At 65.9% G+C, this 15,605-nt stretch carries 14 protein-coding genes and 1 tRNA gene; 10 read left to right on the top strand and 5 right to left on the bottom strand.

Annotated features, from left to right (window positions below):
* Positions 1–76 precede the first annotated feature (76 nt).
* From acs to tsaD, 4 genes are all read right to left on the bottom strand, one after another.
* Positions 77–2,035 carry an acetate--CoA ligase gene (acs, locus tag E8Q40_RS00705; RefSeq protein WP_137042583.1) on the bottom strand — a complete coding sequence of 653 codons (1,959 nt, stop codon included), beginning with the start codon at positions 2,033–2,035 and terminating at the stop codon, positions 77–79.
* A 196-nt stretch (positions 2,036–2,231) separates the two neighbouring features.
* The gene (locus E8Q40_RS00700; protein ID WP_137042582.1) at positions 2,232–2,648 is read right to left on the bottom strand and encodes an EVE domain-containing protein; all 417 of its coding nucleotides are present in this window, start codon (positions 2,646–2,648) and stop codon (positions 2,232–2,234) included.
* Between the two features lie 135 nt (positions 2,649–2,783).
* Entirely contained in the window at positions 2,784–3,758 is a 975-nt protein-coding gene (locus tag E8Q40_RS00695; RefSeq protein ID WP_137042581.1) for an NAD(P)H-dependent glycerol-3-phosphate dehydrogenase, read from the bottom strand.
* A gap of 28 nt (positions 3,759–3,786) precedes the next feature.
* Positions 3,787–4,860 (bottom strand): tRNA (adenosine(37)-N6)-threonylcarbamoyltransferase complex transferase subunit TsaD, encoded by a 1,074-nt coding sequence (tsaD, locus tag E8Q40_RS00690; protein WP_137042580.1) that lies wholly within the window; start codon positions 4,858–4,860, stop codon positions 3,787–3,789.
* A gap of 68 nt (positions 4,861–4,928) precedes the next feature.
* On the opposite strand from tsaD, the gene hemC reads away from it, so the two are divergent.
* From hemC to E8Q40_RS00650, 9 genes are all read left to right on the top strand, one after another.
* The gene (gene hemC / locus E8Q40_RS00685) at positions 4,929–5,855 is read left to right on the top strand and encodes a hydroxymethylbilane synthase (RefSeq protein ID WP_137042579.1); all 927 of its coding nucleotides are present in this window, start codon (positions 4,929–4,931) and stop codon (positions 5,853–5,855) included.
* Between the two features lie 34 nt (positions 5,856–5,889).
* A complete protein-coding gene (locus tag E8Q40_RS00680; protein ID WP_137042578.1) occupies positions 5,890–6,594 on the top strand; it encodes a uroporphyrinogen-III synthase in 705 nt (234 codons plus the stop codon).
* 74 nt (positions 6,595–6,668) lie between these two features.
* The gene (locus E8Q40_RS00675) at positions 6,669–7,961 is read left to right on the top strand and encodes a COG4223 family protein (RefSeq protein WP_137042577.1); all 1,293 of its coding nucleotides are present in this window, start codon (positions 6,669–6,671) and stop codon (positions 7,959–7,961) included.
* Positions 7,962–7,968: 7 nt separating this feature from the next.
* Positions 7,969–9,585 carry a heme biosynthesis protein HemY gene (locus tag E8Q40_RS00670; RefSeq protein ID WP_137042576.1) on the top strand — a complete coding sequence of 539 codons (1,617 nt, stop codon included), beginning with the start codon at positions 7,969–7,971 and terminating at the stop codon, positions 9,583–9,585.
* 85 nt (positions 9,586–9,670) lie between these two features.
* A tRNA-Thr gene (locus tag E8Q40_RS00665) sits at positions 9,671–9,745 on the top strand.
* A gap of 264 nt (positions 9,746–10,009) precedes the next feature.
* Positions 10,010–10,768 (top strand): hypothetical protein, encoded by a 759-nt coding sequence (locus tag E8Q40_RS00660; RefSeq protein ID WP_137042575.1) that lies wholly within the window; start codon positions 10,010–10,012, stop codon positions 10,766–10,768.
* 113 nt (positions 10,769–10,881) lie between these two features.
* Entirely contained in the window at positions 10,882–11,610 is a 729-nt protein-coding gene (locus E8Q40_RS00655; protein WP_137042574.1) for a hypothetical protein, read from the top strand.
* 156 nt (positions 11,611–11,766) lie between these two features.
* Entirely contained in the window at positions 11,767–11,898 is a 132-nt protein-coding gene (locus tag E8Q40_RS22340; RefSeq protein WP_255473862.1) for a hypothetical protein, read from the top strand.
* A gap of 95 nt (positions 11,899–11,993) precedes the next feature.
* Positions 11,994–13,316, top strand: a complete 1,323-nt coding sequence (locus E8Q40_RS00650) for an MFS transporter (RefSeq protein ID WP_246662967.1) — start codon at positions 11,994–11,996, stop codon at positions 13,314–13,316.
* A gap of 68 nt (positions 13,317–13,384) precedes the next feature.
* Here the strand turns inward: E8Q40_RS00650 and pcaB are convergent, their stop codons facing one another.
* Entirely contained in the window at positions 13,385–14,734 is a 1,350-nt protein-coding gene (pcaB, locus tag E8Q40_RS00645) for a 3-carboxy-cis,cis-muconate cycloisomerase (RefSeq protein WP_137042573.1), read from the bottom strand.
* A 199-nt stretch (positions 14,735–14,933) separates the two neighbouring features.
* Here pcaB and E8Q40_RS00640 point away from each other — a divergent pair, with 199 nt between their 5' ends.
* Positions 14,934–15,575, top strand: coding sequence for a tetratricopeptide repeat protein (locus E8Q40_RS00640; RefSeq protein ID WP_137042572.1), 642 nt, complete (start codon positions 14,934–14,936; stop codon positions 15,573–15,575).
* Positions 15,576–15,605 lie beyond the last annotated feature (30 nt).

Here is a 15,605-nt window from a genome sequence, read left to right as displayed (position 1 = left end):
TCGACGAAATGTCATAAAGAGCAAGGCGCGAGCCCTCGCGGGCCCGCGCCTTGTAGCTTCACAAAAGGAAAAACGCTTAAACCTTCGCGCCCTCTTTCTTGTTCTGGCGATTGCTGATCAGGTCGTCGACCACGGCCGGATCGGCGAGCGTCGTGGTGTCGCCGAGATTGCCGAACTCGTCCTCGGCGATCTTGCGCAGGATGCGGCGCATGATCTTGCCGGAGCGCGTCTTCGGCAGGCCGGGCGAGAACTGGATGAGGTCGGGCGCCGCGAAGGGGCCGATCTCCTTGCGCACCCACTGCACCAGTTCCTTGCGCAACTCGTCGGTCGGTTTCTCGCCGGCCATCAAGGTGACATAGGCGTAGATGCCCTGGCCCTTGATGTCGTGCGGATAACCGACCACCGCGGCTTCCGAAACCTTGGCGTGCGCGACCAAGGCGCTTTCGACTTCCGCCGTGCCCATGCGGTGGCCGGACACATTGATGACGTCGTCGACGCGGCCGGTGATCCAGTAATAGCCGTCCTCGTCGCGGCGGCAGCCGTCGCCGGTGAAGTACTTGCCCGGATAGGTCTTGAAATAAGTGTCGATGAAGCGCTGATGATCGCCATAGACCGTGCGCATCTGGCCCGGCCATGAATCGGCGATGCACAGATTGCCGGAGGTGGCGCCTTCCAGCACCTTGCCTTCGGCATCGACGATCTCCGGCACCACGCCGAAGAAGGGCCGCGTCGCCGAGCCGGGCTTGAGCTTGGTCGCGCCGGGCAGCGGCGTGATCAGAATGCCGCCGGTCTCGGTCTGCCACCAGGTATCGACGATCGGGCAACGGTCGTCGCCGACGACGTGATAGTACCACTCCCATGCTTCCGGATTGATCGGCTCGCCGACCGAGCCCAGGAGGCGCAGCGACTGGCGCGAGGTCTTCTTCACCGGACCTTCGCCGCCCTGCATCAGCGCGCGGATCGCGGTCGGCGCGGTGTAGATGATGTTGACCTTGTGCTTGTCGCAGACTTCCCAGAAGCGCGACGTGGTCGGGTAGTTCGGCACGCCTTCGAACACCAGCGAGATGGCGCCGTTAGAGAGCGGACCATAGACGATGTAGCTGTGGCCGGTGACCCAGCCGACATCGGCGGTGCACCAGTAGACGTCGCCATCGTGATAGTCGAAGACGTATTGATGCGTCATCGACGCATAGAGCAGGTAGCCGCCGGTGGTGTGCAGCACGCCCTTCGGCTTGCCGGTCGAGCCCGACGTATAAAGGATGAACAGCGGATCCTCCGCGCTCATCTCTTCGCACGGGCATTCGGCCGGTACGGTCATTGCGAGATCTTCGTAATAGAAATCGCGGCCGGGCTCCATGTTCACGGCAGTGCCGGTGCGCTTGACGACGATAACGGTCGTGACGCCACCGACCTTGTCACAAGCCGCATCGACATTGGCCTTGAGCGGCACCTTGCGGCCGCCGCGCAGGCCTTCATCGGCGGTGACGATGACGGTGGACTTGCAGTCCTCGAGGCGGCCGGCGATGGAGTCCGGCGAGAAGCCGCCGAAGATCACCGAATGCACGGCGCCAATGCGGGCGCAGGCGAGGATGGAGACCACGGCCTCGGCGATCATGGGCATGTAGATGGTGACGCGATCGCCCTTCTTGACGCCGCGCGCCTTGAGCACATTGGCGAAGACCTGCACCTGCTCGTGCAGCTGCTTGTAGGTGATCGTCTTGTCGTCTTTCGGGTCGTCGCCTTCCCAGATCAGTGCGGTCTGATTGGCACGCTTGGGCAGGTGGCGGTCGACGCAGTTGTAGCAGGCGTTCAGCGTGCCATCCTCGAACCACTTGATCGAGACATTGTGCGTGTCATAGGTCGTGTTCTTGACCTTGGTCGGCTTCTTGATCCAGTCGATACGGGAGGCCTGCTCGCCCCAGAAGCCGTTCGGGTCCTTGATCGAGCGCGCGTACATTTCCTCGTACTTCGCGTCGTCGACATAGGCCTTGGCCTTCCAGTCGGCCGGAACGCCGTAAATCTTCTCGTCGGACATCGTACTCCCCTCCCGGTATCGCGGCATGGCGCGGCACCCCGGTTGAGCCCGGGGGCGCTTATGGTTCCGGGGCCATTATGCGCTGTGGGAGCAACCGGTCACAAGCGCCGGGCGTGCGACTTTCGTCGTGTGCGACCTTTGGGAAATATCAAGGTGGGGCGGCTGTTCGGCCCGATACCGCCCCGCCAGGTGGCGGTCACAGCCCGCCCATCTTGCAGACCAGCTTCCATTCGGCGTCGGTGATCGCCGGCAGCGATAGCCGCGACTGTTTGAGCACCTGGATCTCGGCGAGCTTCGGTTCGGCCTTGATGGCGGCGAGGGTCACGGGCCTCGGCAGCGCTTCCACGGCCTTGACGTCGACGCAAACCCAGGGCTCGCCGGCCTTCGCGGTCGGATCGGGATAGGCCTCCTTGATGACCTCGACGATGCCGACGATCTCCTTGCCGACATTGGAGTGGTAGAAGAAGCCGCGGTCGCCCTTCTTCATTTTCATCATGTTGAGCTTGGCGGTGTGGTTGCGGATGCCGGTCCAGGCGGTGCCTTTGGCGCCGGCTTTCACCATCTGGTCCCACGACCAGGCATCGGGCTCGGATTTCAGAAGCCAGTAGGGCATTTGTGTCTCCAGCGTCGGCAACACTCAGTGTCATCACCCGCGCAAGCGGGTGATCCAGTAATCACGGACCTCGCTTCCCTCGCAAGCGCTGCAGCGTACTGGATGCCCCGCCTTCGCGGGGCATGACGGCGGCGGCTACTCCTCCGCCTTGATCGGCCGCGACAGCAGCGCGGCGATCGCTTCATCGACGCTGTGCTCGCCCGCCAGCACGGCGGCGACAGCGGCCGAGATCGGCATGTCGATGTTCTTGTCGCGCGCCATTTCCAGAAGCACCGGCGCGGTGAAGGCGCCTTCTGCGAGCTTGCCGCTCGGCGTTTCGCCGCGGCCGAGCGCGGCGCCGTAGGAGAAGTTGCGTGACTGCGGCGACGAGCAGGTGAGGATGAGGTCGCCAAGGCCGGACAGGCCGGTGAGCGTTTCCGGCCGTGCGCCCAATGCGCGGCCGAAGCGCACCATTTCGGCAAAGCCGCGCGTCGTCAGCGCGGCGGACGCGCTCGCGCCCAGCCCGCGGCCATTGACGATGCCGGAGGCAATCGCCAGCACGTTCTTCACCGCGCCGCCGATCTCGACGCCGCGAATGTCGGTCGAGTGATAGGGGCGGAAGCTGCCGGAGTTGAGCGCATGCGCCAGCTTCTCGGCGACGAGCGAATCCGCCGCCGCGATGGTCACCGCGGTCGGCAGGCCGCGCGCCACGTCAGCGGCAAAGCTCGGCCCGGACAGGATCGCCGGCACCGCAGCGTCGGTGCATTCGGCGATTATCTCGGTCATGAACTTGTGCGTGCCGTGCTCGATGCCCTTGGCGCAGGCAATGAGTGGCGTGCCGGGCTTCATGGTTTGCGTCAGTTGCGTCACCACCGAGCGCAGCGCTTGCGCCGGCACCACCAGCAGAATGGCGTCGTTCTGCGCCGCTTCGCCGAGCGCACGCGTCACCTTGATCGCGGGCTCCAGCTTCACGCCGGGCAGGAAGCGGCTTTCGCGCTGCGTGGCCAGATGCTCGGCATGGCCGGCATCGAATTCCCACAACGTGACGTCGCGTCCGGCGCGCACGGCGGTCTGCGCCAGCGCGGTGCCCCAGGCGCCGCCTCCGAGAACAGCGATGCGTTGAATGGTCATGCGGGTGTTTTCCGGCAGGATCGGGAGGCTACTTATACGCGGCCGTGCGGGTCAGCGCACCTTGCGCCGCGGCACCGGCATCGAGCGGCCAGCGCGCGCGGGGGGCAAATTCCATGGTGTCGGTGAGGCCAAGGGCGAGGCGCTCGATCCCGGCCCAGGCGATCATGGCGCCGTTGTCCGTGCACAGTTTGAGCGGCGGCACGGCGAGCGGCGTGCCGGTCTCCATGGCAACGCGGGTCAGTGCGCCGCGGATCGCCTGATTGGCGGCGACGCCGCCGGCAGCGACCAGCGCGCTGGGTTCACCGAAACGATCCCGAAACAATTTCAATCCCGCGCGCAGGCGATCACGCACCACATCGACGACCGCCTCCTGAAACGAGGCGCACAGATCGGCGACGTCCTGCGGCGACAGCGGCGCGATGCGCTCGGCTTCGAGCCGCAAGGCCGTCTTGAGGCCGGAGAAAGAAAAGTCGGCCTCCTTGCGATGCTGCATCGGGCGGGGCAGGGCGAAGCGGGTCTTGTCGCCGCTGAAGGCCTGGCGCTCGACCTGCGGCCCGCCCGGATAGCCGAGGCCGAGCAGCTTGGCTGTCTTGTCGAAGGCTTCGCCGATGGCGTCGTCCTGTGTGGTGCCGAGCCTTACGTATTCGCCGACGCCGAGCACGGCGACGAGCTGGGTGTGGCCGCCGGAGGCGAGAAACAGGAGATAAGGAAACGCGGTGTTGTCGGTCAGCCGCGCGGTGAGCGCATGCGCCTCAAGGTGATTGATCGCAAGCAGCGGCTTGTTTCTCACCAGCGCGATGGCCTTGGCGGTGGTCAGACCGACAATGACACCGCCGATCAGGCCGGGCCCGGCGGCGGCGGCGATACCGTCGAGATCGTCATAAGAAGTGCCGGCCTCGCGCATCGCCTCGTCGATGATGACGTCGATGGCCTCGACATGGGCGCGCGCGGCGATTTCCGGCACCACGCCGCCGAATACCGCGTGCTCGTCGACCTGGCTGAGCACGACATTGGACCGGATGTGTCCGGTGCCGTCGGCCTTGCGCTCGACCACGGCGGCGGCGGTTTCGTCGCAGGTCGTCTCGATACCGAGGACGAGCATGGCGCGTTGGTGCCTTTCCATTTGCCTGCCGGCTGCTCTAAAAGACGCCCCTAGCACCGCGAGGACATATGGCGCAATCGGCCCCCCTTCTTCGCCTCGGCACGCGCGGCTCACCGCTGGCGCTGATCCAGGCCAATCTCGTGCGCACGCTGCTGGCGCGGTCCACCGGCGCGCCGGAAACGGCATTCGAGATCGTCGTCATCAAGACCACCGGCGATGCCATCCAGGACCGGCCTTTGTCCGAGGTCGGCGGCAAGGGCCTGTTCACCAAGGAGATCGAGGAGGCACTGCTCACCGGCCGCATTGATCTCGCCGTGCATTCGGCGAAGGACATGCCGACCATTTCGCAGCCCGGCCTGATGCTGGCCGCCTGCCTCGAGCGCGAGGATCCGCGCGACGCTTTCATCAGCCTGAAGGCGAAGTCGCTGGCCGATCTGCCGCAGGGCGCAAGGCTCGGCACCGCCTCGCTGCGCCGGCAGGCCATCGTCAAGAAAGCACGGCCCGATCTCGTCGTGTCGCCGCTGCGCGGCAATGTCGAAACGCGATTGCGCAAGCTGGAAGCCGGCGAGGTCGATGCAACGCTGCTCGCCATTGCCGGGCTCAACCGGATGGGGCTCGCGGACCACGCGACTCACATCATGCCGGCCGATGAGTTCTTGCCGGCGGTAGCGCAGGGCGCGATCGGCATCGAGACGCGCGGCGATGACAACCGCACGCGGCAGTTCGTGGCGCCGATCAATCACGCGCCGACCTTCATCGCGGTGGCCTGCGAGCGCGCGTTCCTCACCGCGCTCGATGGCTCGTGCAAGACGCCGCTCGCCGGTCACGCGACTTTGTCCGGCGATACGCTGCATTTCCGCGGCCTCATTGCGCGGCCGGACGGCACCGCCGCGCATGACATCACCGGCAACGGTCACATTCGCGATGCAGTCAGGATCGGCGAAGAGGCCGGGCGCGCATTGAAGAAAATCGGCGGCCCGGATTTCTTCGACTGACATTCGTGCGGCCATTCCGCAGCGAGGGGTAACGATGCGTATCGTGGTGACGCGGCCTCAGGAGGACGGCGAACGCACCGCCGCCGCCTTGCGTGAGCGCGGCCATATCGCCGTGGTCGCGCCGCTGCTGCGGGTCGAACATCTGCCGCTGGCGCTCGATCACGCCTACGGCGCCGTCGTCATCACCAGCGCCAATGCGGCTGCGGCGATTGCCGATCATCCGGCGCGCGCGGCGTTGACCGCCTTGCCGCTCTATGCCGTCGGCAAGCGCAGCGCCGAGGCGGCGCGCGCCGCTGGCTTCACGGATGTTCACACCGCGGGCGGCGATGTCGACGACCTGGTGCGGCTGATCGCCGAGCAGCGTCCCGATGCGCGCGCGCCTATACTCTATCTCGCCGGCGAGGATCGCAGCGGCGACCTGATCGGCGATCTCGCCATGCACGGCATCGCTGCCGATCTTGCGGTGGTCTATCGCGCCGTGCCGCTGCCGTTTTCGCCGGAACTGATCGGCGCATTGCAAAGCGGCGCGGTCGAGGCGGCGATGCATTACTCGATGCGCAGCGCCGAGCAGTTCATCACCGGTGCCAAGGTCGCCGGCGTCGCCACGCAGGCGACGCGCTTGCGGCAGCTTTGCCTCTCGGGCCCGATCGCTGCGGTGCTGATTCAGGCCGGTGCCCGCAATGTGGCGGTCGCGAAAAGGCCCGATGAGCAATCGATGATGGCGCTCCTCGAGTCCTGACGCTTTATGGTTTCGTCACCTTCGCGGTTTTAATTGCTGCGGCCAGGGCTTCAAATCGGTAGGGTTCGCACAGCATGAACGACACGAATCCCACTCCTGATGGTGTAACGCCCGACAAATCCGCCGGCCGCCGCAAGCGCGCCGCGCCGACCATCGATCTTGAGGCGAAGGAAATACCGCCGGCCGAGACGCCGGACACCGCGGTTCCTGAAACTGCGCCTGAATCCGTTGTCGAAGCGCCGCCCGAACCGCCGGTGGCATCCGATGCGCCCGGTTCCGTACCGCCCGCTGATGCACCGCCGCCGCCCGAGCGCGGCGGCGTGCTCAAGCCGCTGGTGATCGGCGGTATCGCGGGCGCCGCCGCCGCGACCATCGTGATCGCCATTGGCTGGTCCGCCGGATTGTTTGCGACCGAACAGACCGCAGCGCCCGACCCGCGCATCGCCACGCTCGAAGCGCAGATCAAACAGCTACAGAGCCGTCCGGGGACGCCTGTAGCCAATACCGGCGCGACCGACGCACTCGCTGCCCGAATTGCCAAGATCGAGGACAGCGTTTCGAAAATCGCGTCGGCGCCGGTCGACGACAACGCCATGAAGTCACTCGGCGTCGCGCTCGCCGCACTCAGCCGCCGCACCGACGAACTCGCCGCGACGACCCGCGCCGCCCAGTCGCGCGCCGAAGCCGCTGAGAAAGCCGCCGCCGATTTGCGCAGCAATGTGCAGGACGTGTCGAAGACCGCCGCCGCGGGCGCGTCGTCTGCCGATCTGGCGTCGTTGCAGCAGCGGCTCGCCGCGCTGGAAGAACAATCCAAGACGGCGCGCGCCCAACTGGCAAAAGCGACCGAGTCCGACAAATCGGCGCGGCTCGCGCTGAGTGCCGCTGCGGTGCGCGACGCCGTGCTGCGCGGCGCGCCCTTTGCCGAAGAGCTGGCGCAGGCCAAAGCGCTCGGCGCCGACGAGAAGGCGTTGGCGCTGCTGTGGCCTTTCGCGGCCTCGGGAGTGCCGAGCGCGAAGACGCTGGCGAAAGAGCTGACCGATCTGTTGCCGCAGATGAAGAAGGCCGCCGGCACGCCGGCATCGAGCGGCGGCTTCCTTGAGCGGCTGCAGGCAAACGCCGAAAATCTGGTGCGCGTGCGTCCGGCCGACGCGCCGGCCGGTAACGATGCTGCCGCGGTGCTGGCGCGCATCGAGCAGAGCGCGGCGCAGGACAACATCGCCGCGGCGCTCGCCGATATCGGCACGCTGCCGGAGGCGGCCCGGCAGGTCGCGGCCAACTGGGTGACGCGCGCCACCGCGCGGCAGAAGGCGCTCGATGCCGCGCGCGATTTTGCGACCGGCGCGACGCGCGCTCTGGGTTCGAAGTGAGGGCGGCATGATCCAGGTCGTTCTCTTTCTCATCACCGTTGCGCTGATCGCCGCTGGATTTGTCTGGCTCGCCGATCGTCCCGGCGATGTCGTCGTCACCTGGCTCGGCTATCACGTCGAAACATCGGTGATGGTGCTGCTGCTCGCGGTCGCGGCGCTGATCGTCATTGGCGTGATGTTCTGGTCGGTGGCGCGCGCCATCTGGCGCTCGCCCGAGCAGGTTTCGCTGTTCTTCCGGCATCGCCGCGCAATGAAAGGCTATCTCGCCATCTCGCGCGGCCTTATTGCCATCGGCTCCGGCGACGCCCGGCTGGCGCGCCGTTCCGCCGATGAAGCGGCGCGGTTGTCGCCCGGCGATCCGCTGACACTGCTGCTCACCGCGCAATCGGCGCAACTGGCCGGCGATCGTGTTGGCGCCGAGCGCGCCTTTCATGAGATGACGCGGCACGAGAATACGAAGCTGCTCGGCCTGCGCGGGCTCTACATCGAAGCGCAGCGCCGCAACGATGCCATCACCGCGCGCCGCGTCGCCGAGCAGGCGGCGGAAGCCGATCCGGCGCTGACATGGGCCGGACAGGCGGTGCTGGACGATCGCTGCGCGCAAGGCGACTGGAGCGGCGCGCTCAAGTCGCTCGACGCCATGCGCTCGTCGCTCGACAAGGACGACTATCGTCGCAAGCGCGCCGTGCTGCTGACGGCGCGAGCCTTGACGCTGGAAGAGAGCGATCGCGATGCCGCGCGGCTCGCCGTGCTCGATGCCGTCAAGCTGGCGCCGGGACTGGTGCCGGCCGCCGCCTTTGCGGGGCGTCGGCTTGCCGAAGCGGGCGATCAACGCCGCGCCGGCAAGGTGCTGATCGCGGCGTGGCGCCTCAATCCGCATCCGGATATCGCCGAGGCTTACGCCAACCTGCGGCCCGGCGACACCGCCCGCGCGCGGCTGACGCGCATGCAATCACTGGCGGAGAAATCGCCGGAGGAGCCGACCGCCATTCGCGAAGGCGCCATAGCGGTGGCGCGCGCCGCCATCGATGCGCGCGAGTTCAAGATCGCGCGCGATGCACTGGCGCCTTATCTCAACGCGCCGTCGAAACGCATCGCCACCTTGATGGCCGAGATCGAGGAGACCGAGCATGGCGACGAGGGTCGTGTGCGCGAGTGGCTCGGCCGCGCCATGCGCGCCGCGCCCGATCCGGTGTGGACCGCCGATGGCGTGGTGTCGGATCGCTGGCTGCCGGTGTCGCCGCGCGGTCGTCTCGATGGCTATGAATGGCGCGTGCCGCTCGCGGAAATCGGCATGACGCATCCGGTGGTCGATGCGCCGCCGCCACCGATGCCGGAACTCAAGCCGGTCGACGAAGCGCCCGCGCCGATCGAGATCAAGGCGGTGGCGCCGAGCGAAGCGCCGAAAGCCGAACCAGCCCAACCGGGGCCGGCGCCTTTGCCGTCCAAGCCCACCAAAACCATGTCCAAGCCTGTGCCGAAGCCCGCGGCAGCCGAGCCGATTGTGCCGCTGATCCAGGTGCCGGACGATCCGGGCCCCGATGCCGGCCTCGATCCCGATCCGCTGGCCGAAAAGCCCCTGCCGGGCGATGGCTGGCCGCGCGGCGGCAAGCTGTTCCGGTAAGCTGTTCAGGTGCGGCGTCGGTCTTGGCAGCCCCTTGCCAAACTTGCCAATCCGGAGCGACGCCGATACTAAAGCGCCTTATGGCGCCGATGTAGCTCAGCGGTAGAGCATCCGCTTCGTAAGCGGGTGGTCGGGGGTTCAAATCCCTCCATCGGCACCACTCCCCTTTACGACAACGACTCCCCTCTACGACGAACGGATGACGGCGGATCGGTCCGGCCGTGCCGAATAATCGGCAAAATCCGTCGTTTCCATGCGAATTGTCGTTCAATCTTGCCAGCGAACACGATTCCGGGCAGCTTCACGGCGGGGGTAGCGGGGCGTATGTCGGCGTGGCGGCCGGTGATGGCCAGTCCGGGCCGGTCCCTTTGGGTAAACTTGGCGCGACACCAATACTGTCGCAATTCGCTTCTAGAGTGACCAAATGGCAAAACCAGCCGTCGTTATCGTGGGTGCCGACAAAGGCGGAGTTGGCAAGACCACCGTCGCCCGCACGCTGCTCGACTATTTCGGTGCCCACCACATCCCGACGCGCGCCTTCGACACCGAGACGCCGCGCGGCACGCTGACCCGTTTTCATCCCGACCACACCGACATCGTCGATGTGAATTCGGTTTCCGACCAGATGAAAATCTTCGACACGCTCGGCTCGACGCCGGCGCAGGTCACGGTGATCGACATCCGCGCCGGCCTCCTGTCCTCGACACTGCAGGCGCTGAGCGACATCGGCTTCCTCGAATCCGCCAAGAAGGGCCAGATCACCTTCGCGGTGTTCCACATCCTCGGGCCCTCGATCGCCTCGCTGCAGGAGATCGCCGAGACCGCGCGCTTCGTCGGCGACGCCAGCTATTTCCTGGTCAAGAACCACATCAACGACACCTCGTTCTTCGACTGGGACCCGGCGACCTACAATTCGTATTTCAACCAGATCAAGAACGCGCAGGAAATCACCATCCCGAAGCTCAACGAGATGGCGACCGAGCAGGTCGAAGTGGCGAGCGTGCCTTACGTGCAGTTTGTCGCCAACAAGTCGGGCAAGGGCGAAGCTGCCAACTATTCGTTCGTGCTGCGCGGCTATGTGCGCCACTGGCTCGGCCAGGTCTGGGCCGAATACGACAAGGTCAAGCTCGTCGACCTGTTGTCGCCGAAGGCGGAAAGCAACGTCCGTCAGGTCGCCGGCTAAGCCCTCCGGATTTTCTCGCGCATCCGCGTTGCGAACGGCGCCTGTCTCGACGACAGCGCCGTTTGTCTTTACTGGACGTATTTCGTAGCGTTCGCCAGTTGGCTTGAGAGACGATGTCGTTTCGCCACTCCGTCTACATCGTCGCGTCTCCGCGGCCGCGTGTCGGCAAGACGCTGCTGTCGCGCGTGCTGATCGACTATCACAAGCACGAGGGTCGCGTCGCGTGTGCCTTCGACCTCGGCCAAGGTCAGGGCCAGGCCGAGAACCGGCTGCAGCAATTCGCGCCGGACGACACCGTCATCGCCGAGATCGGCAGCGTGCAGGGCCAGATGGCCTTGTTCGATCAGCTCGTCAGCGAAGAGGGCGGCAGCAAGATCGTCGATGTCGGCGCGGACTCTTTTCAGGCATTCTTCGACATCGCTTATCGCATCGGATTTGCGGAGGAAGCGCGTAAGCGCGAGATCGCGCCGGTCATCCTGTTCATGATTTCATCCGACAAGGCGGCCGGCGACGCCTATCGCACTCTGCGCGCGCGCTTTCCGAGCGCGGCGCTGACGCCGGTGCATAACGAAATGCTGGGCCCGACGCAGCATCGCGATCGTTTTCCGACCGCGGCGCGCGGCGGCGCCATCCTGCGCCTGCCGGCTCTGGCGCCGGGCTTGCGCAAATTCGTCGAGACGCCGCCGTTTTCCTTCGCCGACGATCGACTGGCCAATGCCCGCAACATTCCGCTCGATGCGCATATCGAATTGCAGCGCTGGCTGCGTAAAGCTTATATCGAATTGCGCGAGCTCGACCTGCGCGTCTTGCTCGGTGAACTGCAGTCGTCGCTGCGGTTGTGATGGCGCGCCGGACCGGCTAAAATTTTTATTGTGATTCCAGCAGGTAACCTGCTGCCACTCGTAGAGTGGAACGAAATATCTGGCCATGCGTTCTCTTCGGCCGGATTTTCGGAACAGGCGCGGATTTGTCCCGCGCGCCAGCGAAGGAGCCAGACCATGTGGATCAATCTGTTCACGATCGCGCTCGCCATCGCTCTTGCCTGCGGCACCGCCGCGCTGATTTTGCAGAACCGCGAATTCCAGCCCGCCGAGCCCAAGCGCCGTCGGCGCGTCGGCCGCGCGCGCTGACAACTCCCCCAAACGCGCCATCGCGCGTCCGCCATTCCTGTGAGCGCCTGAGGTAAATCAGGCGCTCATTGCGAATCATCATGCTATGGAGCGGCATGGCCACGCCGCTCCTGTTGTCGCGCCGATTCGCACCCCTGTTCTGGTGCCAGTTCTTCGCGGCCTTCAACGATAATTTCCTCAAGACCTCGCTGGTCTTCCTCATCCTGTTCGGCGCCAATGTGACGTCGGGCCAGGCCGAGGTGCTGATCACGCTGGCCGGCGCGGTTTTCATCGCACCCTATTTCTTCCTGTCCGGTCTCGGCGGTGAGCTGGCCGACCGCTATGACAAGGCGCGGGTCGCGCAATGGGTGAAGTTCGTCGAGATCTTCGTCGCCGCGCTCGCGCTATACGGCCACATGCACAAGTCGGTCGCGCTGATGTTCGTGGCGCTCGGCCTGTTCGGCGTCATCGCCGCGCTGTTCGGTCCGATCAAATACGGCATCCTGCCCGACCATCAGCCGCCGGAGAAATTGCCGGCCGCCAACGCGCTGATTGAGGGCGCGACCTTCATCGCCATCCTCACCGGCACCATTGTCGGCGGCATCGCCGCGCATCGCGGTGGCGCCGCCACCTTCGGCGTTCTGGTGATCGGCTTTGCCCTGTCGTGCTGGCTCGCGGCATTGCGCATTCCGCCGAGCGGCGAAGGCGCGCCGCATCTCAAGATCAGCCGCAACATCGCGCGCTCCACGGTGGCGATGATTCGCCACCTGCGCGCCGATCCCCGGCTGTGGTGGGGTGCGCTGGTGACAAGCTGGTTCTGGCTGGTCGGCATCGTCGTATTGTCGCTGCTGCCGCCTTTGATCAAGACCTTGATCGGCGGCAACGAGGACACGGTGACCGCTTATCTCGCGCTGTTCTCGGTCGCGGTCGGCATCGGCTCCGGGCTTGCCGCCATCCTGGCGCGCGGCCGCATCGTGCTGCGAATCACCTTCTTCGGCGCGCTGCTGCTCGGCGCATTCGCCTGTGATCTTGGCTTCGCCACCTTCGGTGAGGTCGCCGTCGCGGCGGGACAGACGCCAACGCAGGTGTTTTCCACCGCGCTCGGCGTTCGCGTTGCCGTCGATCTCGCCGGCCTCGCCATCGCCGGTGGCCTGTTCATCGTGCCGTCCTTCGCCGCGGTGCAGGCCTGGTCGGACAAGGATTATCGCGCGCGCACGGTCGCGGCGGTCAACGTGCTCAATGCCGCGTTTATGACGGGCGGCACAGTGCTGGTGGCGCTGCTGCAGCATGTCGGCGCGACGCTGCCGATGCTGTTCGCGGGCATCGGCGTTGCGACGTTCATCGTCGCTTCGCTGATTTCGCGGACGATGCCTGCGGCCGCGTCGTCATCGTCCGCGAAAGCGGACGATCCAGTAGCCACTGAGCGCTCGGCTCAATGAAAGTCCGGGGTTACTGGATGCCCCGCTTTCGCGGGGCACGACGCCTGTGTGGCAGCGAAGATGAAGACTTACTTTCCCCGCCCCTTAATCACCCGATCGACCATCTCGCCGGCGGCGCCGAGATAATTCGCCGGGTCCATCATAGCCTCGAGGTCCTGGCGCGTGGCGTATTGCGCGATCTCCTTGTCCTCGGCGAGCAGGTCGATCAGCGGGCGTCCCGATTTGGCGGCTTCGCGGCCGATCGCCGCGACGTGATGATGCGCATGGTCACGGCCCATGCGGTCGCCGAGTTTCATCATCACCGCTTCCGACATGATGAGGCCGTTGGTGATCGTCAGGTTCTCGGCCATGTTCTTTTCGTTGATCTGCAAGCCTTCGGCGAGGAAGCGCGTTTGCGCCAGCGCGCCCGCCGCCAGCATGAAAATCTCCGGCAGCACGAGCCATTCGATCTGCCAGGCGCCGGCGCTGCGCTCATGGTCCTGCACCATCGATTCCAGCAAAGCGCCGGCGTGTTGCTTCACCATCGCGTTCTGCGCCGTGATGTAGACCGACGAAATCGGATTGCGTTTCTGCGGCATGGTCGATGACGAGCCGCGGCCCGGCGCCGACGGCTCATAGACCTCCTCGATTTCGGTCTGCATCAAGAGCTTCACGTCGAGCGCGATCTTGGCGCACAAGCCGGTGACCAGCGCGAGGAACGTCCCGGTCTCGGCGATCGTGTCACGCACCGTGTGCCAGGTGATCGCCGGGGCTGAGAGCTTGAGTTCCTTCATCAGTTCGGCCTGGCACTCCAAGCCATCCTTGCCGAGCGACGACAGAGTGCCGGCGGCGCCGCCGAATTCGCCGACCAGCACGCGCGCCTTGAGTTGCTTCAGCCGCTCGCGATGGCGTTCGAAGCCGGCGAGCACGGTCGCCATCTTGCAGCCGAAAGTGATCGGCACCGCCTGCTGCAGATAAGAGCGGCCGGCCATCGGCGTGTCGCGATATTTTTTTGCGAGCGCGGCAAGGCCGTCACAGATGCCGCCAAGCTCGGCGTCGACGAGATCGAGCGACTCGGCGATTTGCAGCACCGTCGCGGTGTCCATGACATCCTGCGTGGTCGCGCCCCAGTGCACCCATTCGCCGTGCTTGTCCTTGCACAGCTTCACCAGTTGCTGGACCACGGGCATGATCGGCGTGCCGACGCGCTCGGTCGCCTCCTTGAGCTTGGCCATGTCGAGTTCGGCCAGCACGCAGTGCCGGGCGATCTCGTCGGCGGCGTCCTGAGGGATGATCTTCAGCCGGCCCTGCGTCACCGCCAGCGCCCGCTCGAAATCCAGATATTTCTGGGTGCGGTTTTCGTCCGACCAGACCTGACGCATCGCCGGCGTCGTGAAGACGTCGCGGAACACGGCGGAATCGAGATAGGTCGACGGCATTGAGGGCTCCTCGGAGCGTTTTCGAGCGACGTGGAAACCGGTTCGCGTGAAGAAAACGCGACAAAACAAGAATCCAAAAAACGCCCATACCACAGCGGCGTCACCGGCGGGTATCCGGCCCGGCGCCCCCAAAAGGAGGAGCACCAAGGTACCATCGGTAAGGTTCCATTAACCATGCCCGCCCTAGCCTGCGGCTCGCATGCTCAACGCGATTCCATGGGTCCGACCGATGCCTATCGCTCCCGGCAAAGCAGTCCTCCTGACCGGCGCCGCGCTTATGCTGGCCGCCTGCAACACCACCAGCGACCACCTGGCCGCCGGCAAGCCACAAGGGCCTCAGGCTGCCACCCATGCGCTCGCAATGGCGCCGCCGGGCGACGTCACCGGTTCGATCTCCGAGAAGCCAAAAACGGCCGATGCCAAGCCGGCGCTGGTCCTGCCCGGCGATGAGCCCGTCGCCGGAGGGGGCTCCAGCCCCGCCGAGGCGATCGCTGACGGCCGGGCGGCCTATCGGGCCAATCAATTCCGTGAGGCGGAGCGCCTGTTCCGCCGCGCCACCCAGCTCGACCCGCGCAGTTCCGAGGCCTGGATTGGCCTGGCGGCCTCGGCCGACCGGCTGCGCGACTTCGCCCAGGCCGACCGGGCCTACGGCAAGGCCCGCGAGATCGTCGGTCCGACCGCCGAGGTGCTCAACAATCAGGGCTATTCCTACATCCTGCGCGGCGATCTGAAGCGGGCCCGCGAGATCCTGACAGCGGCCCAGCAGCTCGACCCGGGCAACAAATATATTGCTAACAACCTGGCGCTGCTGGCTTCCAGCGAGGGCAAGACCGTCCGTTAAAGACCGTCCGCTGAGGACGGTCGCGGCCCA

This window comes from Pseudolabrys sp. FHR47 (assembly GCF_005153485.1).
GTDB lineage: Bacteria > Pseudomonadota > Alphaproteobacteria > Rhizobiales > Xanthobacteraceae > Pseudolabrys.
The sequence above is the reverse complement of the archived record's forward strand: the minus strand, read 5'-3'. Positions and strand labels throughout refer to the sequence as shown.

What these genes read in the sequence shown, in the direction of transcription:
- E8Q40_RS00650 (WP_246662967.1), top strand. Translation starts at nt 11,994, where the DNA reads ATGGCCACGCCGCTCCTGTTGTCGCGCCGATTCGCACCCCTGTTCTGG.
- E8Q40_RS00670 (WP_137042576.1), top strand. Translation starts at nt 7,969, where the DNA reads ATGATCCAGGTCGTTCTCTTTCTCATCACCGTTGCGCTGATCGCCGCT.
- E8Q40_RS00695 (WP_137042581.1), bottom strand. Translation starts at nt 3,758, where the DNA reads ATGACCATTCAACGCATCGCTGTTCTCGGAGGCGGCGCCTGGGGCACC.
- E8Q40_RS00680 (WP_137042578.1), top strand. Translation starts at nt 5,890, where the DNA reads ATGCGTATCGTGGTGACGCGGCCTCAGGAGGACGGCGAACGCACCGCC.
- hemC (WP_137042579.1), top strand. Translation starts at nt 4,929, where the DNA reads ATGGCGCAATCGGCCCCCCTTCTTCGCCTCGGCACGCGCGGCTCACCG.
- E8Q40_RS22340 (WP_255473862.1), top strand. Translation starts at nt 11,767, where the DNA reads ATGTGGATCAATCTGTTCACGATCGCGCTCGCCATCGCTCTTGCCTGC.
- acs (WP_137042583.1), bottom strand. Translation starts at nt 2,035, where the DNA reads ATGTCCGACGAGAAGATTTACGGCGTTCCGGCCGACTGGAAGGCCAAG.
- E8Q40_RS00675 (WP_137042577.1), top strand. Translation starts at nt 6,669, where the DNA reads ATGAACGACACGAATCCCACTCCTGATGGTGTAACGCCCGACAAATCC.
- E8Q40_RS00660 (WP_137042575.1), top strand. Translation starts at nt 10,010, where the DNA reads ATGGCAAAACCAGCCGTCGTTATCGTGGGTGCCGACAAAGGCGGAGTT.
- E8Q40_RS00655 (WP_137042574.1), top strand. Translation starts at nt 10,882, where the DNA reads ATGTCGTTTCGCCACTCCGTCTACATCGTCGCGTCTCCGCGGCCGCGT.
- pcaB (WP_137042573.1), bottom strand. Translation starts at nt 14,734, where the DNA reads ATGCCGTCGACCTATCTCGATTCCGCCGTGTTCCGCGACGTCTTCACG.
- E8Q40_RS00640 (WP_137042572.1), top strand. Translation starts at nt 14,934, where the DNA reads ATGCTCAACGCGATTCCATGGGTCCGACCGATGCCTATCGCTCCCGGC.
- tsaD (WP_137042580.1), bottom strand. Translation starts at nt 4,860, where the DNA reads ATGCTCGTCCTCGGTATCGAGACGACCTGCGACGAAACCGCCGCCGCC.
- E8Q40_RS00700 (WP_137042582.1), bottom strand. Translation starts at nt 2,648, where the DNA reads ATGCCCTACTGGCTTCTGAAATCCGAGCCCGATGCCTGGTCGTGGGAC.